Source organism: Saprospiraceae bacterium, from assembly GCA_016710235.1.
GTDB lineage: Bacteria > Bacteroidota > Bacteroidia > Chitinophagales > Saprospiraceae > Vicinibacter.
Map to the genome: position 1 here is coordinate 3,247,738 of JADJLG010000001.1, position 24,303 is coordinate 3,272,040.

The window sequence follows — 24,303 nt, forward strand, 5'->3', positions numbered from 1 at the left end:
GGAAATTATCTTGAAATTTTAATTTTCCCCAAGTTACTTATTGAACGAATATAAGGTAAATACATGTGCTCCAGAACCAGATCCGGCGAATTAAAACTACCTTCATACACTGCAGTCACCGGAATATCAATTCGCTTCACCCGATTAGCAGGCAGATCAAAATATGTCAACACTCTATCGTCTCTGATATCCTGGTAGTCTGCAGGCGAAACTCCGTCAGAAAAATTGACCCGGCTATTCTTAATTTCAAATCCGGAGGCAAAAGGAATAGTCAAGGCCATATGGTCCAGGCTTCCAAGAGAACCATCAGTAGAAATAAATATACTCAGCACGAGATCAGTACCAACCTGCAATTTTGACAAGTCAGCATGTTTGCCATCAGAGGTCATATAACTCGCACTCAACTTTACTATCAGATTTGATTCTGACTTCCTACTCTGCAATGACTTTCCAGTTTGAACAACTGTTGCCATCACTGGAAATGTACCCTTATTATCGAATTGTAAAGTATTTGATTGTTCTTGATGAATATTTTTCCGATATGCAGATTCAATACCTTTAAATTCAAATTTTTCACCATTCCAATTCCCTGCTATATTAAATGATTTGTCTTGTGATTTCACAAAATGGGATAATGCCAATAATACAAAACTCATTTCTTGTGTAGAATAATACTCATAATCATTAATCTTTTTACCAACGTTTTCCAATGCGTTAAAAGCTTCTGTTTTACGGTCACATTCCTGCAAAGCCAAACAAATAATTGCTTCGTCCCTTAGATCAGAAGAATAAGAAAATTCATTGTACTTGGTTGATAGCTTGGCCGAAATTGCCTGATTTAAAATCTGATCTGATATTTCCTTCTTTCCACTTACTGCATAAGCTGCTGCCAATAAATAACTGCTCATTTTAGATTTTGCCGTCAATTCTTTCAAGCGATTCATTGCAGCCCAATCTGTTTTTTGAGCCAGCGCAAGAGCATATAGCCTGTAAGCTTGAATATCACAATAGGCTTGATATTGATTTTTCACAGGCTTGAACAACTTGCTCATTGATGCTTCATACTTTAACCAATTACTGACCATGGATTCAGGTACTCGATAGCCATTCTTTTTACATATTAATAAGAAATGCCCTACAAATGTAGTTGACCATTCATGTGAATAGTTTGATCCCGGCCAGTAAGAAAATGAGCCATTAGGCAATTGAAATGAAATTAAGTTCTGAATACTTGTATTTACGTTCTCTACGGTAGACTTTTTATCTTGATCACTTAATTGGATCATTTGAGATAAAAATAATTGAGAAAATCCTGCCGCTGAAGTTTGCTCCACACAACCATGAGGATAATTGATCAAACGATCTGCAAAAGCACTTAAAGGTATTCCATGAAAAGCTGAAACTTCGATATAAGCTTTTTGTGATTTTCCTTCTTCGCCGAATGAGGAAATTTGTTTTGAAATGGATTGACCCGGCTCGATCCAGAAACTTTGAGTCAAGGTGGATATTGGATTTGCATTTTCAACTTTAATATCTAAACTTGATTTTGTTTTCCATTTCGAAGAACTCACATCAGCAACTAAATGAAGCGGTCCACTGGAAGTCGCAGTCGAAATTTTAAAATAAGCCGTCTTTTCACCTCCCCCCGAAAAAACCAAGTTTTGTGAATTTGATCCAACAATTTTGACCGGTCCATCTGCAGTCAATCGGACATTCACATCTTTTACAGTTGGGTCTGATGAAAATACAGTTACCGGCACCCTTACTTCTTCTTGTAATCCTAAAACCCTAGGAAATCCAATCTGAGCCATCAAATCGTCACGAACTTTGATAGAAAGTTCTGAAGATCCTGCTCCCCGAATATTGCACGCCATGACCATCACACGCACCTCCCCATTGTAATTACTAATTGTAAAATTATGGTTCCTTTTTTGTCCTTTGTCAAGTTTTTGAATTCCGGTTGTCTGTACCAATGCTTTAAATCTTTGAATTTTGGATAATTGATCTGCCGACATTCCTGCATCACCACCAATGGAGAATATTTGTGCAATTCCGGTATTGTTCACGCTCATGATATCATCGAAATTGTCCCAGGTCTGCATTGTTAAAGCTTCTTTTGCGAACAACTCTGAATATGGATCCGGTGTTGCAAATCTAGTCAGGTTTAATAATCCTTCATCAACAACATAGGCGACATAAGCCATTTCCTTACCTTCTTTCTCTGATATTTCGATTGCAAATTGTTGATCTGGCTTTACGATCTCCGGAGCTGTAATTTCGGGATGCAATTTTTTCTGCGCTGATTCTACGATGATAGGCAATACTGAATACATACGAAGTGGCAGATCATTTGTTTTATTTTCAGATCCCTGTATGAGTTGAATATCGAGATAAACATTCGGAACCATAGAGTCATCCGTAGTGAAACTGTAATCAGTCTCTTCAGATCGTCCTTCAATGATTTCATGCTTCAAAATCCGATCTTGCTTAATCGTATAAACATGATATAATGATTTATAGGCAGCAGGTAATTTTACCGATACTTTTTCTCCAGATTGGTATTTCTCTTTGTCTGTACGAATGTGAATTTGATTGACAAAGTTTCGCTTAGTGTCATTACCGTCATCAGACCAGCCTGTGTAGAAAAAGTCACCAGTGGTATATAAATTTTTTAAATTATTGACCTGCACGTAATACACTGCATACCCGCTCGGTTTAAATTGGAAATGGACTTCACCTTTTTCATCAGAAACAAGTTTCGAGCTTTGTACAAGTTTCTTTGTTTTTTACTTTGATAAGGATTTTGGTCTGTTGAGCCAAGTTGGTACCACCAATTCCAGTCTACTTCAAACACCTGAATCGATAATTCACGTCCTGCAATCGGTTTTCCATTTCTATCCACTACAATGGCAGAGATCTCATGAGACCTATCTTTTGCAAGAAATTTACCATAAGAAGAAGGAGGTATTTTAACACCTACATATTCGTCAAACCAATTAAAATTTTGTTCAAAATAGTCGGTATTGATATCACCTTCAGGAAAAAGTCGGGTCACAAACCAGGTATTGAGTATTCCGGTATGAAGTCCAGTTGTGAGAGGACTCAAATCTACTTGAGCTAAGCCCTGGTTATTCAGCTTTCCTGTAAATAAATCTACAGTTTTTACTTCTTTCGACACCTCAGGATCCAACCAACTGTAATCTTTATATTCTTTAAACTCTGGAGACAGTAGCCTAATTTGTGCTTGGATATTTGCTTCGAGGGATGCAGCAGGCGAACCATGCAACCATTTTGATTCAACACTAACTTTGGTATTTTTTCCTAAAGAATTTTCAAATTCTTTAGGAATGATCCAATTTGTTTTCAAGCGATTTGGCTTAATCGTTTCAATCCGCACATCTTTCTCAAAAATAGAAGCCCCTGAGACGAATACCGCTCGATAATTTCCAGTGAGAAACTGTGTGTTTGTCACAACTTTAAAACAATATAAACCCATTTCATTTTTACTCTGTACCTGAGTGAAAACAATCTGATCTTTTGGATTAAAAAGCTTTAGTGTAAGAGGAAATTTATCAGGTATCTCTCTATCACTTTGTGACAAAATTACGTTTAAAAAAACTGTATCTCCCGGTCTCCATACTCCTCTTTCGCCAAAAATAGAAGCCTTCAAACCTTCTTTTGTCTGGATACCACTTACATCAAATTCGCTGAATGACAATTCATTCTGAGCATTAAAATTCAGATACGCATAATTTGAATTATATTTGGCAAATACATAAGCCGCTGGAAATTTTGATTGAAGTGCGGCTTCACCTTTTTCATCTGTAGTTGTTTCCAATAATTCCTGCAGTTGTTTGTCATAAAAGATCAAACTCGCTCCCTTTACTGGCTTACCAGAGAGAATATTTGTGACCATAGCACGTGATTCACCACTCACACTACTCTTCTTGCAACTTAATGCAATTTCAGAACTCAGGATCAACTGACTAGCATAGTGTTCAGAATAATAATATCTATAGCTACAAGGGTCGTTCTGGTTTAAATTTAAATTATCCCCATCTAAATATGGAACCCACTGAACCCAATTTGATTTAAACTGTGACTCACCATCTTGTTCATAATCCTGATCATTAGTGACCTGAGGGATAGAAGATTTACATTTTAATCTAGTGTACTCTGGTTTAAATGTTAATCTTACTTCATACATTGACCCAGGGTCTGTCTTAACTAATTTATTAAGGTCTAATGCATACGTATTCCAACCAATATCTTTGACCAAGGCTCCTTCCTTAATCAAATCAATTTTTTTCTGGTAAACAACTCGTCCAAAATAACGAAGTGAATAATAGTCGTAGTTGTCATTTATATGCAAATTGTACAAAATATTATTTGAAAACAATTGAAATATTTCTATATCAAATGCATCTAATCCCTTCATTTCAACGGGTAAAATAACAGTAGACTGCCCAGGCATTATTTTTCCATGACCTTTTATGGCGAATCTGATTTCAGGTTTATTAATTTGATCCTGAATTTTCAAGTTAAATGGCTTGCTTAAGCTTTTTCCGGATAGGGCTTTAATTTGAGTACCTAAAACTATATTCACATCCGTTGACTTACAGGTTTCATCCAACTGTATCATTAATGAAGTTGGAAATGCTTGAAAACTCATGTTGCATGACACGATCTGGTCATTCTGAATAGTCCTGAAATCTTGACTTTGATCAATGGGATTGCTAAAATAAACTAAAACATTATTTCTGGAATCCTCCTCCAATCTAAACGAAGCTACAACAAATTCCTCTTTACCCGGCACTGAGATGTCAAAAGGATTAGAATATTGTTTCTCACCGATTTTTTTTAAGGTTTCAATAGTTAATTTTTGAGGATTCTCTGATTTTTCAATTTTCCGTATTTTAAAATTGATCCTCTTTTGATTGATTTGGGTGTATTCGATATCTTTCTGATAAGGCTTTTCGTAATTTATATTTAGTAAGGATGGTAAATCTTTTTCATCAATATACTCTGTCACGACAAGATCTCCTTCAATCATCATCTGCGAGGGATAATCCGGATCCACTTGAAGATAAGCATTATTCATCATTACCAACTGTGGAACAAATTGCAAATCAAACTTTACTTTTGATATACTATCCGGAACCTGCTTTATGAGTTTGTCCAAATCCAATAAAATGCTATACTTATCCCCCGACTTGACTTTATCCTGAATGGGTGTAAACTTTATCGAAAATGGGCTTTCATAAACAAACTCTCCCTCCAATTTTGGAGTTATCTGAATAATTTCGTTCGGCACCTGTTGTCCAACTTGACTTGAATCTGCTATTGCCTCATTAAAATGAATATAAAAAGAAGATTGCTTGGAAATTGATCCGGTAGTATAACTGTTGACATATCCCGCAAGATCTTCAGAATTTGAAGGCTGTTTATATTTTTGATCATTCTTTTGACAAGATATAAAGCTTAAAATCAGAATGCTCGCAATTATTGCTGCATGAAAATTAACTGAAAATCTAGTATAAATCATAACTAATGTATTGGTATGAGGAATTTACAAATCATTTCAATCATCAATTGATCCGCTTCTGTGCTCCCATTATCAAGTCCTTTAGATCGGAGGTCATATTCTCTGCACAAATTCAAATTTCTGGATAGTTCTTCCAGAGTATATCTCCTACTTGCAGACTTGTAATCATTTAAATAAGTGGCAAATGCTACTTTTGCGATCGACATTAACTCATGATCTGGTTTATTGGCATTAGTCCTAAGCATCCACAATTTGGCAAAATAAGAATACAAAGATGCTGTGACCATTTGAATTGGATTATTCTTTATGTGAGTTGCCATGTTCTTGACAATTTTCATTGCTTTCTCAGTATTGCGATGGTTCAGTGCATCCTGCAATGTAAACACATTGAACTCTCGATTGACGCCTGAAAAATTTAAAATGGTATCCACATTTATGTTTGAACCATGTGGTAAGTTAATTTGAATCTTTTCCAATTCATTATAAATAACATTCAAATTATTTCCTACATACTCATTCATCAATTGACAAGCCCCATCATCAATATGCATTCCCAGTTCTTTAGCTTGATCCTTTATAAATGAGGGGACTTGGTTTTCTTTTATCTTTAAAGATTGATAAAAAATGGATTTCGTCTTCATAGTTTTTACCCAGTTCAATCTCCCATCCGGTTTTTTATGCTTGTATGAAAAAATCAGGATAGTTTTTGATGAAGGTGCAAGTAAATATTTTTCAATACCTTCCCAATCCTTATCTTTAATTTCTTGACTTTCCTTGACTATCATAAGTTTTTCGTTGGCACCAAGGGGAGAAAGTCGAGCTATCTCTGCGATTTTTTGTCCTGAAACATCTCTACCGTAATATATTTCCTGACAAAAATCACGTTGTTCTTCCGGAATTATATTTGCTTCGGCATAATCTACAAGTTGATCAATAAAAAACTCTTCATCTCCGGTCAGAAAATAGACACGATCATATGATTTTTTTTGCCACGAACTGATGATTGACTTATAATCCATTATTCAACAAGCTTAGCATCCCGTAAATTTAGGCATTTCACTTATCTTTGCAAATTAAAATTCACCTAATAATGAATCGAAAACTCATCTTAGTGACCAATGACGACGGCATATTTGCGCCAGGCTTGAAGGCCCTGGTGGAATCCGTGAGTGAATTTGGGGACGTGCTCGTTGTAGCCCCTGACTCACCTCAATCGGGTATGGGGCACGCAATAACTATTCAGCAACCTTTGAGACTGAACAAAGTGGATGTATTCCCTGGAATCGAATCATATGAATGTTCAGGGACACCCGCAGATTGTGTAAAACTGGCAAAAAATATACTAGTAAAAAATAAATCTATTGATCTATGTGTTTCTGGTGTCAATCATGGATCTAATGCTTCTGTAAACATCCTGTATTCGGGAACCTTATCTGCTGCTATGGAGGCTTCTATAGAAAATATCCCTTCGATAGGTTTTTCCTTATTGGATTATTCGTTTCAAGCAAATTTTGAACCTGCGAAGAAATATATCAAATCCATTTCAAAATACGTTCTTGATGGAAATTTGAAAGAGTGTAATCTCCTGAATGTGAATATTCCGAAACTTGAAGCTTCCGAAATCAAAGGAATTAAAATCTGCAGACAATCTTCAGGGGTTTGGGTGGAGGAGTTTCAAGAAGGTATTGACCCAAGAAATGTTAAATACTATTGGCTAACAGGAAAATTTGTTGCAAATGAAGATAGTCATGATACTGACCTTTGGGCCCTGGCCAATGGATATGTCAGTGTGGTTCCATCCGGACACGATCTTTCAGTCCATAAGGCAATATTACCAAACATTTTTATCCAAAATATATAATGAGGGGACCACGATACTCACAATATGATCAAGTTTGGATTGGCATTTTAATCGGGTGTATTGTCCCAATCCTTGCATATGGATTGACACTTTATTTTTACGACTTAATGGATCTATTTGAAATTTTTCAAGCTGCCAATTCCAATTCAATTTTTCGAGAACGCACAATTGCATTGATCGCCATTATTGCAAATGTCATTCCGATGCAATTACTAAATCGCCGTGACTTGCCCAATGCGATGAGAGGAATTGTTTTTCCAACTTTTGTATATATTGTTATTTGGATGTTCTTTTATGGATTTGAGTTGCTAGGAATCAATGTATAAAATATATACTATCGCAGGCGAATCATCAGGGGACCTTCATGGCTCTAACCTTGTGAGGGAAATAAAAAGATTAAACCCATCCCTTGAATTTTATGGTTGGGGCGGAGAGCTCATGGAATCTGAAGGTGTAAGATTGGGCATTAATTACCACAAAGCAAGTTTTATGGGATTTGTTGAGGTGATCAAACACCTGCCCCAGATAATCAAATTATTTTCTATCACAAAAAAGCAAATTGAAGAATTTAAGCCTCATGCCATTTTACTCATTGACTATCCTGGATTTAATTTAAGGATGGCAAAATGGGCATTTGAAAGAAATATTCGAGTGTATTACTATATTTCACCACAGGTTTGGGCTTGGAAGGAGTCCCGGGTCCTTCATATGAAAAAGTATATTCATCAATTGTTTGTAATTCTGCCTTTTGAGAAAGATTTTTTCAAAAAACATGATGTCGAGTCTCATTTTGTTGGACACCCACTGTTAGATCATATCCAAAAGTTCAATAACGAAAAAAATAATGCCCAATTTTTTAATTCGAAATCAAAAAAGGTACTAGCTCTTTTACCTGGTAGCAGAAGACAAGAAATCAAGACAATGCTACCCCTCTTTTTGCAAGCATGCAAACAGTTACAAGAATATCAAATCGTCCTCGCCGGAATGTCACGACACAAAGATTTATATCATGAGCTGGTGAATGAAGCAGATCACATTAACATCTTACTAGATTCTACATATAATATTCTTAAGCAAGCTGATTGTGCAATTGTAACTTCAGGTACTGCTACATTGGAAACTGCCCTATTTAAAGTACCACAGGTCGTTTGTTACAAAGGGAATAAGATATCTTATTGGATAGCGAAAAAATTAGTGAAAGTAAAATATATTTCTCTCGTCAACCTGATTTTAGATAAAGAAGCTGTAACAGAACTCATTCAGAATGATTGCAATCCAACACAAATCGTTCAATCTGTTTTAAAATTAAAAAACAACAATTATTCACAACAATTAATAAAAGATTACGACCTTCTCTTGAGTTTGTTAGGGGATATTCCCGCAAGCAAAACTACTGCTCAGCTGATCTCATCAGATCTCAATCAAACCTATGGAAAATTGGAAAAATCTCTTTAAAATTCAGGATTATCGTTCTGAAGAATTAAAAAACAAAGCAGCTTCTTGGAACATGGCCTTTTCCAAAGATGATACTCTAGGCCTGGAGCAACAACTATCTCAATTTGGCCTTCTAAAAGAAGGCAGGCATAAAATTTCAAATATTCTATCAGAGTCTGACTCCCTTGCCAATATTTGCATTTTTGACAATAGTCAAACAATAGTTGCGGGAAACACCATTATCCATAACAAACAAAGTGTTTGTTTTATCAGTTCTACGCAATTGAGCCTGCCACATTTTATCATGAAACCCGAAAAATTTCACCATAAAATATTACATTGGTTGGGCTTCAAAGACATCGATTTCGATGATCACCCCCAATTTTCTGATAAATATGAGTTGCGAGGAGAATACAAAACCGTGATTGAATTTTTTTTTGATAAGAAAATGTTAGATTTTTTAGCTTCTCAACCTGAAATCCATATGGAAGGAATGAATTACTATTTCATTATTTATTCAAAAAACAATCTATATTCATCGGCACAAATCATGACTTTGAAAAAGTTTGCACAAATGATTTTTCAGTTGTTTTTAATGAAAAGCAAAGAGAGCCTGAGTATATTTGATCCAATTGAGGCCTAAAAAAACATTTTTTTATTTACGCCGATTGAGTTCATCTCGAATTTTTGCAGCTTTTTCATAATCCTCTGCTTCGAGTACTTTTGTGAGTAATTTATTCAACTCGTCAGATGGCATTGCATCAAATGACAAATCTTTCTCAGATTTTCTGGTGATTTTTTTTGTAGAACTACTTTCATTAGATTCTTCTTCTTCAAGTTCTACTCCTGCGGTGTCCATAATAAACTCCATCGTATAAATTGGACAGTTAAATCTTACAGCCATGGCAAGCGCATCAGATGTTCTGGAATCAACCTCAATTCTTTCACCATCTTTATTGAAAATAAGCTTTGAAAAGAAGATACCATCAATCAAATCACTGATCAGCACTTCAACCAACTCTACATTCATGGCATCCATGGTATTCTTAAAGAGATCATGTGTGAGAGGTCTGTTGGGGGTCATCCTCTCTAGCACTACAGCGATTGCTTGCGCCTCGAATCCACCAATCACTATAGGTAATCTCCTAACACCTTCCATTTCTCCAAGTATGATGGCGTAGTTTTGGTTTTGACTTACACTATGTGAAAGTGCAATTATTTCTAACTCTACTCTATTTTTATCCTTTGCTGCCATATAATAACGGGCAATGATAAGTCATATTTAGCAATTTAATGGTGTTCTTCCTTAAACTTTGATATCGCTTCGTTCAACTTTGGAACAACTTCAAACAAATCCCCCACTACGCCATAGTCTGCTGCTTTAAAAAATGGCGCTTCCGGGTCCTTGTTGATAACTATGATTTTTCTAGAGTTATTTACTCCAGCCAGATGCTGTATTGCACCTGAGATACCGATTGCTATATACAAATTGGGACGTATCGCGATTCCAGTCTGGCCCACATGCTCATGATGTGGCCTCCAACCAGAATCGGCAACCGGTCTGGAGCAGGCAGTAGCTGCATTAAGCAAATCTGCTAATTCTTCGATCATGCCCCAATTTGATGGGTCTTTTAATCCCCTACCTCCAGACACGACTACTTCAGCTTCAGTGAGTGGCGTTTTGCCTTTGACCAATTCTTTGTTTACAGAATTGAAAACAGGACCTGAAAGGTTCACATTAGACTCACTAATCTCGGCAACTTTGCTATAAGTTTTTTTGACTGGGATACTGTTTGGCATCACTGAAATCACACCTTTATCCTCCATAAAACTATACCATGCGTTTGCCTTACCAGAAAAAACTGAGCGGCGAAACTGCATAGGACTGGCTGCTGCCCAACCATTGACACCTGAAATAATTCCCAATTGAAGTTTTGCAGCAATTTGCCCTCCAATGGCTTTCCCTATACTGCTGTTCGCCAAAACAATGTATGAAATTTGATAGGCGGAGTACAGTTTGCAAAGCCAATCTATGAGTTGGGATTGATCTAATTCTCCAGAGTCCTGCACTATCAACTCATCTGCACCACAAGAACCTACCACCTCTGCGGAAGCTGATTTGGAAGTACTTAGCGCCAGACATTTAATACCTTTAACTGCTGCTATGTCTTTTGCCAAACTGAGTGCTTCCAGGCTTGATTTTTTGATTTTGCCATCTATTACTTCAATATATGTTGCAATCATTCCTTTTTTTTTTTATGATTATAGTTAGATCACTTTTACTTCTTCATGAAGTATTTTAACCAATGAATCAATGTCATCAGGAGCAATCAATTTTACTGCTGTTTTTGGAGGAAGGGCTTCAAACCTTACGAGTTTTACCTTCTGGTTAGCACTTACTGGAGAAATGACTTCTAATGGTTTCTTCTTGGCATCCATAATACCTTTCATGTTAGGTATTCTCTGTTCTGCCAATCCTTTAGCAGCAGAAACTACTGCAGGAAGTTGGGTTTTGAAGCTTACTTCTCCACCTTCTATTTCACACGTTGCCGACAATTCATTGCCTTCAACATCTAATTTTGTACAGTAGGATATAAAAGGAATGGCAAGCATTCCAGCTAATAAAGCACCTACTTCAGAACCATTATGATCTATCGTTTCTTTTCCTAAAAAAACGATATCAAATGACTGGTTTTGAGCATAATGTGCAATTTGGGTCGCGACATCATTAGAATCTTTTGGCTTTGAGTCTATTCTGATTGCCTGGTCTGCTCCGATTGCCAATGCTTTTCTGACGATCACTTCAGAAGAAGCCTCTCCAACATGCATGACACTCACTGTGCCTCCGAATTTTTCTCTCAACTCAATACCTCTAACCAATGCATACCATTCGTCATAAGGGTTCATGATAAAACTAACACCTTCCTCTTTCAGGTGCATGTTATCTGAATCAAAAGCGATCTTTGAGGTGGTGTCTGGTGTTTTGCTAATGCAAACTAATATTTTCATGAATGCCTTAAATTTGCCAACACAAAGATAGTCATTCCCCAAGATATCCTTGTCTGAAACCAAGTCATGAATAGAAAAGAACAATTAATGTCTTACCTGAAAAGCGATTCAAGTAATAGCTTTTTACTCTTTGCGATTGCAAAAGAATGCGAAACCGAAAATAATCTCGATGATGCTCTAGCCTGGTACCAAAACTTAGTAGAGTCAGATCCTGGCTATACAGGTGTGTACTACCATTTTGGGAGGCTTTTGGAAAAAATGAACTCAAACCAAGCTGCCAAAGAAGTGTACCAAAAAGGCATTGAGGTCTGTCAACAAAAAAATGATTTGCATGCCGCTTCTGAATTGAGAAATGCCATGATGAATTTGTTGATGGAGGATTAAAATCAAATTAATCTGATCAGAACCTTGATTCTCCCCTTCTGAAAAAGGTGCCAGAAAATACATGATGTACAGGTCCAATCAAATATACTTCTTCGGCAACATCACCATGAATTGTCAACTCTACCTGAAGAGAACCTCCTTTGCACGTCACATTTTGAACTTGTTTACCATTTGATTGCTCCTTCCAGCAATTGTAAAATGCAGATGCCACTATACCTGTACCGCAAGCCAATGTTTCATCTTCAACACCTCTTTCATACGTAGCAATCAAGAGTTTATTCCCTTCAATAGCTATAAAATTTACATTTACTCCATCAGACCCAAACTCATCCCTCAAGGGCTTACCTACCTCTTTCACTTTCAACCCAAGAGGATTATCTACTTCTATTATCAAGTGAGGCGAACCACTATCGACCAGGTATCCGAAAGGAGTTGAAACAGGCTTTGTCAGGTTTTTCATTCTGATTCGGATTCTGCTTGAATCCAAGACCTCGGCTTCGTGTAAGCCATCAGCTGCTACAAAATCAAAACTGGTTTTACCATATTTTCTATAATAGTATTGAGAAATGGCTCTGGAGCCATTTCCACAAAAGCTTGAAAACCTACCATCTGAATTCAGATATTTCATTTCAAAGGCATGTTCCTCATGAGGACATAAGGCTATGATTCCATCTGCTCCCACTCCAAAATGTCTGTCACACATTCTGGCCATCAATAACTGGTCGTTAAGATCTGTGTGCCAAAATTCAAAAAAGTCTAAAATGATAAAATCATTACCTGCAGCCTCGTATTTTTCGAATGGAATTTTGCGTTTCATTGTTATCTATTGAAATTGAATATTAAGCAAATTGTTACAGGATTTTGGAAAATTTTGGGTATGAAGGCTGATTTTAAATTTAAGGCACAGTATTTGTAATCAATTATATATTAAAATATTTTTTAATATAATGAAATCTCTTACCCTCCTCCAGACAGTACTCATCTCGTTGACAACAGCGTTAATGACTACATTCGCAGTCTTATATTTTGTGCAACGTCCCCAATCTGCTCCTGCCGAGGAAATTGCAGGTCAGGAACAACTTCACAAATACCTGATGTCCGGCCGCCTTCAGAGGCAGTTTTCATCTACTCAGCCAACTCATTTTTCTGAAGCGGCAAAACTAAGTACCCCTGCTGTAGTATACATTGAATCCATTCAGGACCAAAACGAAAATCCGTTTTTTGAAAATTCTAAGTCTAATACAGGTTCTGGAGTCTTGATTTCTGGTGATGGAATGATCGTGAGCAACTACCATGTCGTAGAAAATGCAGAAAAAATAACCGTTTTGCTCAATGACAATAGAAATTATGAAGCTAAAATCATAGGCACCGACCCTTCTACGGATCTTGCGCTTCTTAAAATTGAGGAGGTGGATTTACCTTTTTTAGTGTTTGGCAATTCAGATTCGCTTCTCATAGGTGAATGGGTTTTAGCCGTTGGAAACCCATTCAGACTTCAATCCACAGTGACTGCTGGGATTGTGTCTGCTAAAGCAAGATCTATCCAAATTTTGAATTCACGAAAATACAGCATAGAATCATTCATTCAAACAGATGCAGCTGTCAATCCGGGAAATAGTGGAGGGGCATTAGTCAATACTGCAGGGGAACTTGTTGGTATTAATACCGCCATCATGAGTGCTACCGGCAGGTATGAAGGTTATTCCTTTTCAATTCCTGCTAATTTGGTCCAAAAAGTGGTAAGAGATATACAGCAATTTGGTGCTGTGCAGAGAGGTCTTCTTGGAGTCATGATACAATCTGTCAATGGTGATATCGCAAAAGAAAAAGACCTTCCCAGTCCAAATGGTGTCCTCATCACTTCTGTCACGCCCGATGGAGCAGCTGACAAAGCAGGCTTAATTTCAGAAGATGTAATCCTAAAGGTAGAAGATCGAAAAGTAAACTCTGTACCTGAACTTCAAGAGTTAATTGGTGGACTTAGTCCTGGCAATAGAATCAAGATAGAATACTTTAGAAACAAGCAGAGATACACCGCATATGCAACACTTCGAAATCAGGCAAATACCACTGAATTGATAGCAACCAGGCATGATAAGATTCTGACGGATTTGGGTTTTGAACTAAGAAATTTGTCAGAAGATGAACAGAAAAAGACTAAAAAATCAGGTGTAAAAGTCATTAGCATTTATGACAGAAGTATTATCGCACAAACCAATATGGCCCCAAATTTCATCATAACCTCTGCCAATGGGAAGGATATTCATGATGTCGATCAGCTGATCAGTTTTTTGGACACTACTCAAGGTAGAGTTGTGTTACAAGGAGTTTATGAAAATTATAAAGGAATATTTCCTTATAGCTTCGAAAAAGAATAAGTAAATGAAACAACTTTACCTAAAAATTAATATCCAGAATAAAAATTCTCTAATTATTATTGCATGAATCCAAATTATGAAAGTGTAATTATTTTGTGAGAAATTCAATGCTAACTCAAAGCTTAGACTGTGCATGATTCACAAGATTATATTTTTAAAATCAAGCCAAGAAAAAATGTATTTGACACCTTTATTATCGATCCCAAGTGAAATTTACGAAATAAATGTCTACTCTATTCAGAGCAATCAAAATGCCATTAAACAAAGTTTTGCTCAGCTCCCACTTTATCTTGTCCAATCATTCACTCGATTTTAGTTTTGCGAAACCATTTTGTCTCACCACAAGCTATGAAATTATAATAAAATGAAGTCACCCAAGGCAAATAAAATGTGATAAATTTGTCAGTAAGACTTTTTAAATCTTCGATATAGTTGCCAGCCTTAACTCCGGTTTGAGTCAAGTCAGGACAAAATTCTCATAATTAATATTATAGTTTTATTTTAATCAACATTAGGTTTAATCCTGAATTGATTCATACGACGAATCCTTACGACACAGTCTTGGTTAAAAAAAAAAAAGAGCAAAACCTAAACAATAACGTCGAATAGCTGGGACCATGGCCTGTTTTACAATATTGTTCTTGGTAGAAATCTAAGAAATTAAACGTAAAACTTGTTTCAACCCTTTTAATATCAACCATGAATCGTTTTATATCTGTGGTTCTAAATTTCTAAAAATGGAATATTATTAAACGGCAGAAGCCCTTGATTATCAAGGGCTTCTGCCGTTTCGTGATCCCGCTGGGGCTCGAACCCAGGACCCCTACATTAAAAGTGTAATGCTCTACCAACTGAGCTACGGAATCGATCCTTCGATCTTAAAATCGAGCTGCAAAAATAGTGTGCTTATTGGTTTTTACAAAAAGATATGGCAAAATCTTTATATTAATATTTTTTTTAATGCTTTATTCCCTCTATATCAATACTTTTTATAATTTTGTGTCTTTTAAATTTTGCAAGGTCATGATTCTCAAAACTACTTTTGTTACCAAATTTGGCAGCTCATCTACGTTCCTGATATCTGTAGTACTCTCTATTTTGATGAACGGTACCCAGTTGCACTCTACGTCTATTATAGCCCCCTTGCATCTTGGTGATCTTGCCATAAATTCTAACCAGGTGGTGCTGGCCAAATTATATGACCGTGAAGATATTTCTTTGAATAATAGAATCTATCAATCCTACAAATTTCAGGTTAGTTATAGCATCAAAGGCGGATTGCAAGCCGGAGATCTGTTTGAAGTCAGAAATATGAGCTACACTGAAAAAGAAGTCCATCATCGAGCAGTAGGTGATATTGATTTATCTATTGGTCCTGAATATCTTTTGTTTCTAGAGAAACATGACGATAGATGGATTCCTAAACTCATGTCATTTGGTATTTATAAGTCTGTCTCAGAGGATGGAATAGACTATTTGGTTCCTTCAGAACAATCCCGCGAAATGAATGTCATCAATCCAGAAGGGCTCAATCCTAACTCTGTCTATGACCAATCTCGTCTAATTCGACAACTTGAAAAATACGTGAGAAAGCTTACTGACTGGGATGAACGCTATGTAATCGCAAATCGCTTGCCCTCTGATATTTCCAACGAATTCAGAGCTGCACCATCACACTGCAGATTTCTATCGATTGGCAACAATGGATTTCGATGGAATGTCTTTGGCAATAACGCAATCCCTTTTCGCTACTCTGAAGGGGGAGACTATTCATTTTCAGGCGCAATAGCTGCAACTCAAGCGGCAATTTCAGAAATGAATAATACCTATATGGGCGTCGATCTGCAAGACGCAGGTACTCATGATTTTCTACCTGATTGTGTAGGTGGATCCGCTTCTTCCGGAAATTTTCTTGACTATTTAAATGCCAATGGTGGTTACCTCAATACACTCATAATTTACAACGATCCTTGTGATGAAATTCCAGATCTCAACAATTGCACAGGAATAGTTGCAATCAGCGGATTGTACGGAATTTCTGACCATTTCTATGACAACAAACTTTGGTATACCGGAGGATATGGTTATTGTATAGTCAACGACAATGTCGGCCCTTGTATAAACTCGACTTTATATAGATTGATCCTCATTCATGAATTGTCGCATTCGCTAGGTCACGATCATATACCGAGTTCGTATGGCACAGCGAATCTTAATGCTACTTGTTGTTACAACCCAAACAGTCTTGATATTAATTGCTATGATTATTTATACGAACCACCGCTCCTTGCTTTGGGTGGTTTAGAGTTGCAATCTCGTCAAGTAAAAGAAGGCTTGATTGTAAGTTGGAATCAGGTAGGAAATATTTCTGACAGAGACCGTTTAGAGTTAGAACGATCCCCTGATGGCAAAAACTGGCAAAAACTCACAGATTTGCATAAGAATGCCATTGAGTTTTTAGATTCCAAACCATTATTAGGACTCAATTACTATAGGTTAAAAGAACTTTCAAAAAATAGTGGACATTCCTACTCTCAGACGACGCAGTCTTCTTGGTCTGCAAAAGCTCCAAATTTTAAGATTTTAAATGATGAAAATGGACAAATGAGAATCATGACTTCGATTTGTTCTCTGCCATTGCAGATTACTTTAAGAGCTTTAGACGGCAGAACAATTTTCCAAAAAGATTATATCCCATGTTCATCCTCAGAGCATTTCCTTGTAGTTGATCAGGAAAAAATACCTGGCGGAATCTATATCATTGACCTAAAACAAGGCAATGAATCCTTTACAGATAAGCTTTGCTTATCCCGCTTCTGAAGTAGCTTGAGTTTTATTATTCACGTTCTTTCGGCTATAGTCAGCCCTTATATTGATAAGCTTCCAAGTTAAAATTTTAAAGCAGCGCTATTCTTGACTTTAAAAGTCTGTATCTAGTAACATTATGTGCTATAGCTCAGATCAATCTTAGTTCCCTCTTGTCCAAGAATTACAGAATCAAAAAAATTGCGACATTCCTCATAAAACACCTCAATATTATCATATCTGGATGAATAATGCCCGGTAACCAATTGTCCAACATTGGCATGTTTAGCCATTTTTGCAACATCTCTTGCTGTCGAATGCTTGGTTGCTTCCGCCTTGTCCTTTAGTTCATGAAGATAAGTGGTTTCATGATAGAGCACAGTAACATCTTTTATATAGGGCAACAAAGCATCTGTCACATAGTTATCACTACAATAGCAGTAAGATCTTAACTTTTGGCTGCCAGTAATTTGGTCCAAATCTCTTTTGAGACGATTCTCCTCAAACTTATATCCAATTGTCGGCACTCTATGTATCAAGGGGAAGTGCATTACCGAGCAACTGTCATCCTGATAACATATACTTGAAAGATTATGATCTAGAATATGAAAATGTAAATCGTATTGGATATGCGAATAAGTATTTTCAAGACAATCATTCAAATATTTGTCTAAACCGACTGGGCCATAAATATGGATTTCATCCAATCTGCCAGCCAAGCTAAAGCTATTTAGCAAACCCGGTAATCCTAAAACATGATCCCCATGTAAATGCGAAATAAAAATGTGCGAAATTCTAGATCTCTTAATGTTATGTTCTGCCAATCGATTTTGAGTTCCTTCACCACAATCCATCAGGAATAACTTCTCATGTATGTTCACCAATTGCGCTGAAGGATACCGACCCTTCATAGGTACAGCTGAGTTGGATCCTAAAATCAGGATTTCAAATACATTTAAATTCATTCTTCCTCTACCAGATCCCTTTCAATGTCTTCCATAAACACATATTCTATGGATTCTTCCAAAGTTGGGACGATTGTAAGAATATCATTCAGTTTAGAAATTTCAATGAGATTGAAAATACTCTCACTTTTGATATTTGTTAAAATAAATGAGCCATAGTCCTTCCAAAGCCTGTGTGCAGTTAAGATAGAACTCAAGCCACTGGAATCGATGTAATCTACATGCCCTAGATCGAAAATCAAATTACGGACACCCTCATTTCTCAAAAAAACGAACTCAGACTTCAACTGGGGAGAGATTACCGAATTTAAATTCTTCTCATCCAGGGTAAACACCGAATACCTTTCCTGTTTATCGACTTGATACTTCATTTTTCTTTTACATTTTGATATAAACGGATGAAAAACAATAAAGTATGATATCAGTCAATTGTTTAAAAAAAAATATCATACATTTAATGCTTTAAACCGGCATAAAAGTAAGAAACTTTTTGTGGCCAGACTTTGTTTATTGTCGTCTAAAAGTAAATTTAAATCAGACACATCCCTATTAAATCAGTTCCGTTTAGGACGCGTTTGATATGAGTCCTTAACTTTGTTGTATAGAAGTAAGATTCAGAATATGAATAATAAAAGATTCTCGCCATTAGTAAAAAAAGTCCTCGCCAATAGCCGAGATCAAGCATTGAGATTGGGCCATGATTATATTGGCACAGAACATATACTACTAGGAGTATTGCAGGAAAGAGACTGTATTGCAGTACGCACTTTGTCAAATCTTCATGTGGATATCAAAGAATTGAGGTTCAAAATTGAAGAAGCTATTCCCGTTAAAAAGGGTGAAGATGCTCCATTTCAGGTAGGAAATCTACCTTTGAACAAGCATGCAGAGAAAGTACTTAAGTTTACATACCTCGAAGCAAAAATCTCAAAGGAAGATGAAATCTCTCCGGAACATCTTGTACTTTCCATTTTGAAACATCACGACAACCTTGCAGCTTCGATCCTTGATCATTTTCGGGTAGATTATATCAGCTTTCGAAAGGAATTGGAGGCTAGATTTGACTCCGATCTGCCTGATGAGATAGATGAAATCCGTTCTGAGGCGTCCTCTGATGCAGAATCATTTGATGAAGAACAAAGCGGCATGGGTGCTTCTGCAAAACGGTCAGGGACAAAATCACAAACGCCCGTTTTAGATAATTATGGTAGAGACATTTCCCGTCTGGCAGAAGACGGCAAGCTTGACCCAATCGTAGGAAGGGAGCAGGAAATAGAGCGTGTATCTCAAATCTTAAGTCGTAGAAAGAAAAACAATCCTATTTTGATCGGAGAGCCAGGAGTAGGAAAAACAGCGATTGTAGAAGGACTGGCTCTGCGCATTCTGCAGAAAAAAGTGAGTAGAACTTTGTTTAATAAACGTATTGTCATGCTTGATCTGGCTGCTTTAGTTGCCGGTACAAAGTACAGGGGGCAATTTGAAGAGAGGATAAAAGCCATCATGAATGAGCTTGAAAAATCCAGGGACGTGATTTTGTTTATAGACGAAATTCACACGATCATAGGTGCAGGTGGCGCTACCGGCTCATTGGATGCATCCAATATTTTCAAACCAGCTCTGGCAAGAGGAGAGTTACAGTGTATTGGTGCCTCTACACTGGATGAATATAGGCAGCACATTGAAAAAGATGGAGCTCTGGATCGTAGGTTCCAAAAAGTTATGATTAACCCACCTTCCGCCGAGGAAGCAATTCAGATTTTAACCAATATTAAGCCGAAATATGAAGACTACCATTCAGTAAGCTATTCTGAAGAAGCCATCAAAGCGTGCGTGATGTTGAGTGATAGATACATTACCGATCGTTTCTTGCCGGACAAAGCTATAGACGTTCTTGATGAAGTCGGGGCCAGGGTGCACCTTAAAAATATTAATGTTCCAAAATATGTTGAGGAAATTGAAAAACAAATTGACCTCATCAAAGAACAAAAAAACCTAGCTGTCAAAAGTCAGCAATACGAAAAAGCTGCAGATCTGCGTGATATGGAGTCTAAGTTGCTTCGAAAATTAGAACAAAGCAAATTAGAATGGGAAGAAGACTCGAAATTGAAGAGGTATCCGGTGACAGATGAAGATATCGCTGAAGTAGTGTCTATGATGACCGGAATTCCCGTCAATAAGGTAGCCCAGAGCGAAAGTAATAAGTTGGTGGGTATGTTTGACAAGCTGAGTGGAGCAATCATTGGACAGGATGAAGCCTTACTAAAAATTACGAAGGCTATTCAGCGAAATCGCGTCGGCTTGAAAGATCCTCGAAAACCAATCGGTACATTTATTTTTCTCGGACCAACCGGAGTTGGGAAAACCGAGATGGCAAAAGTTCTCGCACGCTTCCTCTTTGACTCTGAGGATGCTCTAGTGCGAATTGATATGAGCGAATACATGGAAAAATTTACCGTTTCCAGACTCATAGGGGCTCCTCCGGGTTATGTGGGTTATGAAGAAGGTGGACTTTTAACTGAAAAAGTAAGGAGAAAGCCCTATGCTGTTGTTTTACTTGACGAAATTGAAAAAGCCCATCCCGATGTATACAATATTTTATTACAGGTGTTGGACGAAGGTCAGTTGACAGATGGATTGGGAAGAAAAGTAGATTTCAAGAATACAATCATCATTATGACTTCCAACATTGGAGTAAGGCAACTCAAGGATTTTGGACAAGGCATTGGCTTCGCTACGCAAGCCAGGGTTGATAGTCAGGATGACCATGCAAAGACAATCATCAAAAATGCCTTAAAAAAGACATTTTCACCAGAGTTTTTAAATCGGATTGATGATGTTGTTATCTTTAATACACTTGAAAAAGATCAGATTTTCAAAATCATCCATCTTGTTACCGCCGATTTGCTGAGAAGAATTGAAGGAATGGGGCTACATTTGGAAATTCAAGATGATGCTATGGAGTTTCTTGCTGAAAAGGGATATGACCCTCAATTTGGAGCGCGGCCATTACATCGTGCTTTACAAAAATATCTTGAAGACAATTTAGCTGAGTTTATATTGAAAGAAAATCCGGAACAAGGTACCAAGCTGAAGGCCCTCTTGAACCCAGAAAAAGACAATATTGTAATCACCACATCATCCAAAAGTAGCACTGTAAAAAATAAATGATCGAGGCAACTTGCAAAAGCCGCATAAGTATCCATATTTTTACAGGCAAATTTTAATTTTAAGCCTTTGACCATACGGAAGAATAAAAAGATAACAGACGAGCTGAGAAGCCAGTTTAAGACCAACAGAGAAATCCGGACTTCACAAGTCAGACTTGTGGGAGAAAGTTTTGAAGAAATCTCTGAAGTAGCCGGAAAAACCATTGAAGCCGGTGTGTATTATACAAATGATGCACTTCGCTGGGCTGAAGACCTAGGGGAAGATCTTGTGGTTATTACTGATAAGTCAGATCCCCCGGTTTGCAAGATCATTGACTTCAACAAATTCATCTATCTCAAGCGAAAAAAGGACAAGGAGATCAAATCTAAGACCGCAAAAGTTGTTGTCAAAGAGATTCGATTTGGACCTAATACAGATGAGCATGATTTTGAATTTAAGTTGAAACACGCTACGAAGTTTCTCGAGGAAGGTGCGAAAGTTAAAGCATTCGTACAGTTCAGAGGTCGGGCCATTATGTTTAAAGATCGTGGAGAACTCATTCTTCTCAAATTTATGAAGGAATTGGAACCTTATGGATCAGCTGAAGAATTGCCAAAACTAGAGGGAAAAAGGATGCATATCATCCTTAGTCCAAAAAAGAAATAGAATTTAATTCGGTAATGCTACTTTTTTTTAGCAGAGTGTTGTAACTTTGCACCTCAATTTTTTGTACATGCCAAAGGTAAAGACACATTCCGGTGCCAAAAAGCGTTTAAAGCTTACCGGTAAGAAAAAAGTGAAGGCTTATCAGACAAAAACATCCCACAGGATGAAAAGTAAGACTAAAAAAGCCAAACGCCACCTCAGAACCAGTCAGGTACTCAGTTCTGCAGATCAAGGCAGAATGAAAGCACTATTGGGTATCAATTAATTTAATAAATTGTATCACGGGGTGAGGCAAAGTATCAATAATGATCCCTTACCTACAAAATCTATTATAAAATGCCACGTTCAGTAAATGCAGTAGCATCCAGAGCAAGAAGAAAAAAGATTCTTAAAGCAGCACGCGGTTACTTCAGCGGAAGATCAAAAGTTTATACGGTTGCGAAGAATGCAGTCGAAAGAGCGATGAAGTATGCATTCAAGCACAGAAGAGAAAAGAAAAGGGCTTTTCGCAGATTATGGATTGCAAGAATCAATGCTGCAGTTAGACCACTCGGTCTTAACTATTCCCGATTTATCGATATGCTCATCAAAAAGCAAGTGACTCTAAATCGTAAGTCTTTGGCTGATATAGCACTTCATCATCCAAAAGCATTTGAAAGCTTAGTGAAAGGCTTGAAGTAGGTTCTGTTTCACTTTTTTTAATTGATTTTAAGGCTATAGTTTTATCTATTTGCGAATGGCTTCAACAGGATCCATTCGAGATGCGCCTATCGCGGGAATAATCCCAGAAATGATTCCAATCATTACTGATAAGCTTACTCCTAAAATGATATTGAACATAGAAATGCTCATCTCAAAATGCACAAGCTTACCTATTAAAGTAAGAACAAGCCAGGCGAGTATCATACCCGCTAGTCCTCCCACTATACACAAAACGATTGCTTCTAGCAGAAATTCTAACAAGATATAAATCCTTTTGGCTCCGATAGCCATTTTAATTCCAATCATAGAAGTCCTCTCTTTTACGGACACAAACATGATATTTGCAACTCCAAAAGCACCTACAAGCATTGAAAAAATACCTATGAAGAATCCTGCAAAATTGAGTACTCCAAACACATTGCCAATCAGATTGGTAAGGAGACTAATCTCATTGATAGAAAAGTTGTCTTTTTCCAAAGGCTTGAGTGATCTTTCTGACCTGATGATACTGGCTAACTCGTATTTCAGCTCCTCAAGAATGACACCTGGACGAGCCTTGACACTGAGGAGGCTTCCATAGTTTGAGCCTGAACGGACATTAACTATTTTCTTTGCTGTCTGGTATGTAATGAATATCGCATTGTCAAAAGGCATTACTTTAATGAGAGAGTTGCCTTCCTGTTCCAGCACACCAACTATCTGAAATCGCTGCCCAAAAAGCTTAATTTCTTTCCCTTCCCCATTCCCATGGGGAAAAAGTGCTTCTGCGAGTTTAGCCCCAATAATAACAGCATTGGACCCATGCGAAAACTCTGAAGGAGTAAAATACCGACCTTCTTCCAGTTTAAGTTTGACAACGTCATTATAATCATCAGTGATAGCAGCCACATAGGCTCCTTCGACAAAATTGTTCATATACTTTGCCACTTGTCCAGGTATGAACACAGTCAGAGCTGAGGCTTCAGCCATCAGTGATCTCTTCTGGATAGACCGAAGGTCTTCCGCATCGGGTGTTGGCCTTGCCTGATATTTCCAAAAATTTTGTCCCGGATCTTCCTGCCATGGAAACTTGTCAACATAGAGAACATCAGTCCCAAGCTTTTCAAAACTATCTACTAAACTCTGTTCAAGTGAATCCACAGAGGAAAGCACTGCTATTACACAAAAAATCCCTATCGAGATTCCCAGTAGAGTGAGAAAACTTCTGAGCCGATTTGACACTAGCTGTTGTATGGCTTGTCTGAAACTTTCGTGGAATATTTTTAAAAAAATCATGTCACCTAATTGCAACAAAAGTACCTTACTCCCCTTTACTACGAAAGAAATTTAGACGAAAAGACCAATTAGAGCGTTCAGTATTCATTTCTAAACTAAAAATGGCAGTTATAGGTAACAGATTAATCCCCT

At 37.2% G+C, this 24,303-nt stretch carries 21 protein-coding genes and 1 tRNA gene; 11 read left to right on the forward strand and 11 right to left on the reverse strand.

Annotated elements, in window-relative coordinates; all coding sequences use genetic code 11:
* Nucleotides 1-5: 5 nt before the first annotated feature.
* The 3 genes from IPI99_12900 to holA are packed head-to-tail and all read right to left on the reverse strand — an operon-like array spanning nt 6 to nt 6,564.
* Nucleotides 6-2,699 (reverse strand): hypothetical protein, encoded by a 2,694-nt coding sequence (locus tag IPI99_12900; protein MBK7341409.1) that lies wholly within the window; start codon nt 2,697-2,699, stop codon nt 6-8.
* Complete coding sequence (locus IPI99_12905; protein MBK7341410.1) at nt 2,672-5,545, reverse strand: hypothetical protein; 2,874 nt, start codon at nt 5,543-5,545, stop codon at nt 2,672-2,674. Before IPI99_12905 ends, IPI99_12900 begins: the two co-directional genes overlap by 28 nt.
* 2 nt (nt 5,546-5,547) lie before the next feature.
* Nucleotides 5,548-6,564, reverse strand: a complete 1,017-nt coding sequence (gene holA / locus IPI99_12910; GenBank protein ID MBK7341411.1) for a DNA polymerase III subunit delta — start codon at nt 6,562-6,564, stop codon at nt 5,548-5,550.
* A 71-nt stretch (nt 6,565-6,635) separates the two neighbouring features.
* Here holA and surE point away from each other — a divergent pair, with 71 nt between their 5' ends.
* Genes surE through IPI99_12930 form a run of 4 tightly spaced genes read left to right on the forward strand, consistent with a single transcriptional unit; the run spans nt 6,636 to nt 9,483 of the window.
* Nucleotides 6,636-7,406, forward strand: coding sequence for a 5'/3'-nucleotidase SurE (gene surE, locus IPI99_12915; protein ID MBK7341412.1), 771 nt, complete (start codon nt 6,636-6,638; stop codon nt 7,404-7,406).
* Nucleotides 7,406-7,732 carry a hypothetical protein gene (locus IPI99_12920; GenBank protein ID MBK7341413.1) on the forward strand — a complete coding sequence of 109 codons (327 nt, stop codon included), beginning with the start codon at nt 7,406-7,408 and terminating at the stop codon, nt 7,730-7,732. The genes surE and IPI99_12920 overlap by 1 nt, the downstream gene beginning before the upstream one ends.
* Nucleotides 7,725-8,861 carry a lipid-A-disaccharide synthase gene (gene lpxB, locus IPI99_12925; protein ID MBK7341414.1) on the forward strand — a complete coding sequence of 379 codons (1,137 nt, stop codon included), beginning with the start codon at nt 7,725-7,727 and terminating at the stop codon, nt 8,859-8,861. Before IPI99_12920 ends, lpxB begins: the two co-directional genes overlap by 8 nt.
* Nucleotides 8,836-9,483, forward strand: a complete 648-nt coding sequence (locus IPI99_12930) for a hypothetical protein (protein ID MBK7341415.1) — start codon at nt 8,836-8,838, stop codon at nt 9,481-9,483. Before lpxB ends, IPI99_12930 begins: the two co-directional genes overlap by 26 nt.
* Before the next feature lie 12 nt (nt 9,484-9,495).
* Here IPI99_12930 and IPI99_12935 read toward each other — a convergent pair whose 3' ends face one another.
* Genes IPI99_12935 through IPI99_12945 form a run of 3 tightly spaced genes read right to left on the reverse strand, consistent with a single transcriptional unit; the run spans nt 9,496 to nt 11,849 of the window.
* Complete coding sequence (locus IPI99_12935; GenBank protein MBK7341416.1) at nt 9,496-10,095, reverse strand: bifunctional nuclease family protein; 600 nt, start codon at nt 10,093-10,095, stop codon at nt 9,496-9,498.
* A 35-nt stretch (nt 10,096-10,130) separates the two neighbouring features.
* A complete protein-coding gene (locus tag IPI99_12940) occupies nt 10,131-11,084 on the reverse strand; it encodes an electron transfer flavoprotein subunit alpha/FixB family protein (protein MBK7341417.1) in 954 nt (317 codons plus the stop codon).
* A 24-nt stretch (nt 11,085-11,108) separates the two neighbouring features.
* Nucleotides 11,109-11,849, reverse strand: a complete 741-nt coding sequence (locus IPI99_12945) for an electron transfer flavoprotein subunit beta/FixA family protein (GenBank protein MBK7341418.1) — start codon at nt 11,847-11,849, stop codon at nt 11,109-11,111.
* Nucleotides 11,850-11,936: 87 nt separating this feature from the next.
* Here IPI99_12945 and IPI99_12950 point away from each other — a divergent pair, with 87 nt between their 5' ends.
* A complete protein-coding gene (locus tag IPI99_12950; GenBank protein MBK7341419.1) occupies nt 11,937-12,233 on the forward strand; it encodes a hypothetical protein in 297 nt (98 codons plus the stop codon).
* 16 nt (nt 12,234-12,249) lie between these two features.
* On the opposite strand, the gene dapF is transcribed toward IPI99_12950, so the two are convergent.
* Entirely contained in the window at nt 12,250-13,050 is an 801-nt protein-coding gene (gene dapF, locus IPI99_12955; GenBank protein ID MBK7341420.1) for a diaminopimelate epimerase, read from the reverse strand.
* A 130-nt stretch (nt 13,051-13,180) separates the two neighbouring features.
* On the opposite strand from dapF, the gene IPI99_12960 reads away from it, so the two are divergent.
* On the forward strand, nt 13,181-14,611 hold the full coding sequence (locus IPI99_12960; GenBank protein MBK7341421.1) for a trypsin-like peptidase domain-containing protein: 1,431 nt from the start codon (nt 13,181-13,183) through the stop codon (nt 14,609-14,611).
* A gap of 793 nt (nt 14,612-15,404) precedes the next feature.
* Here IPI99_12960 and IPI99_12965 read toward each other — a convergent pair.
* Nucleotides 15,405-15,477: transfer RNA gene (locus tag IPI99_12965), tRNA-Lys, on the reverse strand.
* Nucleotides 15,478-15,634: 157 nt separating this feature from the next.
* Between IPI99_12965 and IPI99_12970 the strand changes: the two genes are divergently transcribed.
* On the forward strand, nt 15,635-17,431 hold the full coding sequence (locus IPI99_12970) for a hypothetical protein (protein ID MBK7341422.1): 1,797 nt from the start codon (nt 15,635-15,637) through the stop codon (nt 17,429-17,431).
* A gap of 122 nt (nt 17,432-17,553) precedes the next feature.
* Here IPI99_12970 and IPI99_12975 read toward each other — a convergent pair whose 3' ends face one another.
* Nucleotides 17,554-18,381 carry a ribonuclease Z gene (locus IPI99_12975; GenBank protein MBK7341423.1) on the reverse strand — a complete coding sequence of 276 codons (828 nt, stop codon included), beginning with the start codon at nt 18,379-18,381 and terminating at the stop codon, nt 17,554-17,556.
* A complete protein-coding gene (locus tag IPI99_12980; GenBank protein ID MBK7341424.1) occupies nt 18,378-18,752 on the reverse strand; it encodes an STAS domain-containing protein in 375 nt (124 codons plus the stop codon). Before IPI99_12980 ends, IPI99_12975 begins: the two co-directional genes overlap by 4 nt.
* A gap of 250 nt (nt 18,753-19,002) precedes the next feature.
* On the opposite strand from IPI99_12980, the gene IPI99_12985 reads away from it, so the two are divergent.
* From IPI99_12985 to rplT, 4 genes are all read left to right on the forward strand, one after another.
* On the forward strand, nt 19,003-21,549 hold the full coding sequence (locus IPI99_12985; GenBank protein MBK7341425.1) for an ATP-dependent Clp protease ATP-binding subunit: 2,547 nt from the start codon (nt 19,003-19,005) through the stop codon (nt 21,547-21,549).
* A 72-nt stretch (nt 21,550-21,621) separates the two neighbouring features.
* Entirely contained in the window at nt 21,622-22,194 is a 573-nt protein-coding gene (locus IPI99_12990; protein MBK7341426.1) for a translation initiation factor IF-3, read from the forward strand.
* Nucleotides 22,195-22,261: 67 nt separating this feature from the next.
* Complete coding sequence (gene rpmI / locus IPI99_12995; GenBank protein MBK7341427.1) at nt 22,262-22,459, forward strand: 50S ribosomal protein L35; 198 nt, start codon at nt 22,262-22,264, stop codon at nt 22,457-22,459.
* Between the two features lie 71 nt (nt 22,460-22,530).
* Complete coding sequence (gene rplT, locus IPI99_13000; GenBank protein MBK7341428.1) at nt 22,531-22,875, forward strand: 50S ribosomal protein L20; 345 nt, start codon at nt 22,531-22,533, stop codon at nt 22,873-22,875.
* 45 nt (nt 22,876-22,920) lie between these two features.
* Here rplT and IPI99_13005 read toward each other — a convergent pair whose 3' ends face one another.
* A complete protein-coding gene (locus IPI99_13005) occupies nt 22,921-24,171 on the reverse strand; it encodes an ABC transporter permease (GenBank protein ID MBK7341429.1) in 1,251 nt (416 codons plus the stop codon).
* Nucleotides 24,172-24,303 lie beyond the last annotated feature (132 nt).

Coding starts and splice junctions, on each gene's coding strand:
- IPI99_12970 (MBK7341422.1), top strand. CDS start 15,635: ATGATTCTCAAAACTACTTTTGTTACCAAATTTGGCAGCTCATCTACG.
- IPI99_12940 (MBK7341417.1), bottom strand. CDS start 11,084: ATGATTGCAACATATATTGAAGTAATAGATGGCAAAATCAAAAAATCA.
- IPI99_12905 (MBK7341410.1), bottom strand. CDS start 5,545: ATGATTTATACTAGATTTTCAGTTAATTTTCATGCAGCAATAATTGCG.
- IPI99_12985 (MBK7341425.1), top strand. CDS start 19,003: ATGAATAATAAAAGATTCTCGCCATTAGTAAAAAAAGTCCTCGCCAAT.
- IPI99_12960 (MBK7341421.1), top strand. CDS start 13,181: ATGAAATCTCTTACCCTCCTCCAGACAGTACTCATCTCGTTGACAACA.
- holA (MBK7341411.1), bottom strand. CDS start 6,564: ATGGATTATAAGTCAATCATCAGTTCGTGGCAAAAAAAATCATATGAT.
- dapF (MBK7341420.1), bottom strand. CDS start 13,050: ATGAAACGCAAAATTCCATTCGAAAAATACGAGGCTGCAGGTAATGAT.
- rpmI (MBK7341427.1), top strand. CDS start 22,262: ATGCCAAAGGTAAAGACACATTCCGGTGCCAAAAAGCGTTTAAAGCTT.
- IPI99_12920 (MBK7341413.1), top strand. CDS start 7,406: ATGAGGGGACCACGATACTCACAATATGATCAAGTTTGGATTGGCATT.
- IPI99_12930 (MBK7341415.1), top strand. CDS start 8,836: ATGGAAAATTGGAAAAATCTCTTTAAAATTCAGGATTATCGTTCTGAA.
- IPI99_12935 (MBK7341416.1), bottom strand. CDS start 10,095: ATGGCAGCAAAGGATAAAAATAGAGTAGAGTTAGAAATAATTGCACTT.
- lpxB (MBK7341414.1), top strand. CDS start 7,725: ATGTATAAAATATATACTATCGCAGGCGAATCATCAGGGGACCTTCAT.
- IPI99_12980 (MBK7341424.1), bottom strand. CDS start 18,752: ATGAAGTATCAAGTCGATAAACAGGAAAGGTATTCGGTGTTTACCCTG.
- IPI99_13005 (MBK7341429.1), bottom strand. CDS start 24,171: ATGATTTTTTTAAAAATATTCCACGAAAGTTTCAGACAAGCCATACAA.
- IPI99_12975 (MBK7341423.1), bottom strand. CDS start 18,381: ATGAATTTAAATGTATTTGAAATCCTGATTTTAGGATCCAACTCAGCT.
- IPI99_12945 (MBK7341418.1), bottom strand. CDS start 11,849: ATGAAAATATTAGTTTGCATTAGCAAAACACCAGACACCACCTCAAAG.
- surE (MBK7341412.1), top strand. CDS start 6,636: ATGAATCGAAAACTCATCTTAGTGACCAATGACGACGGCATATTTGCG.
- rplT (MBK7341428.1), top strand. CDS start 22,531: ATGCCACGTTCAGTAAATGCAGTAGCATCCAGAGCAAGAAGAAAAAAG.
- IPI99_12950 (MBK7341419.1), top strand. CDS start 11,937: ATGTCTTACCTGAAAAGCGATTCAAGTAATAGCTTTTTACTCTTTGCG.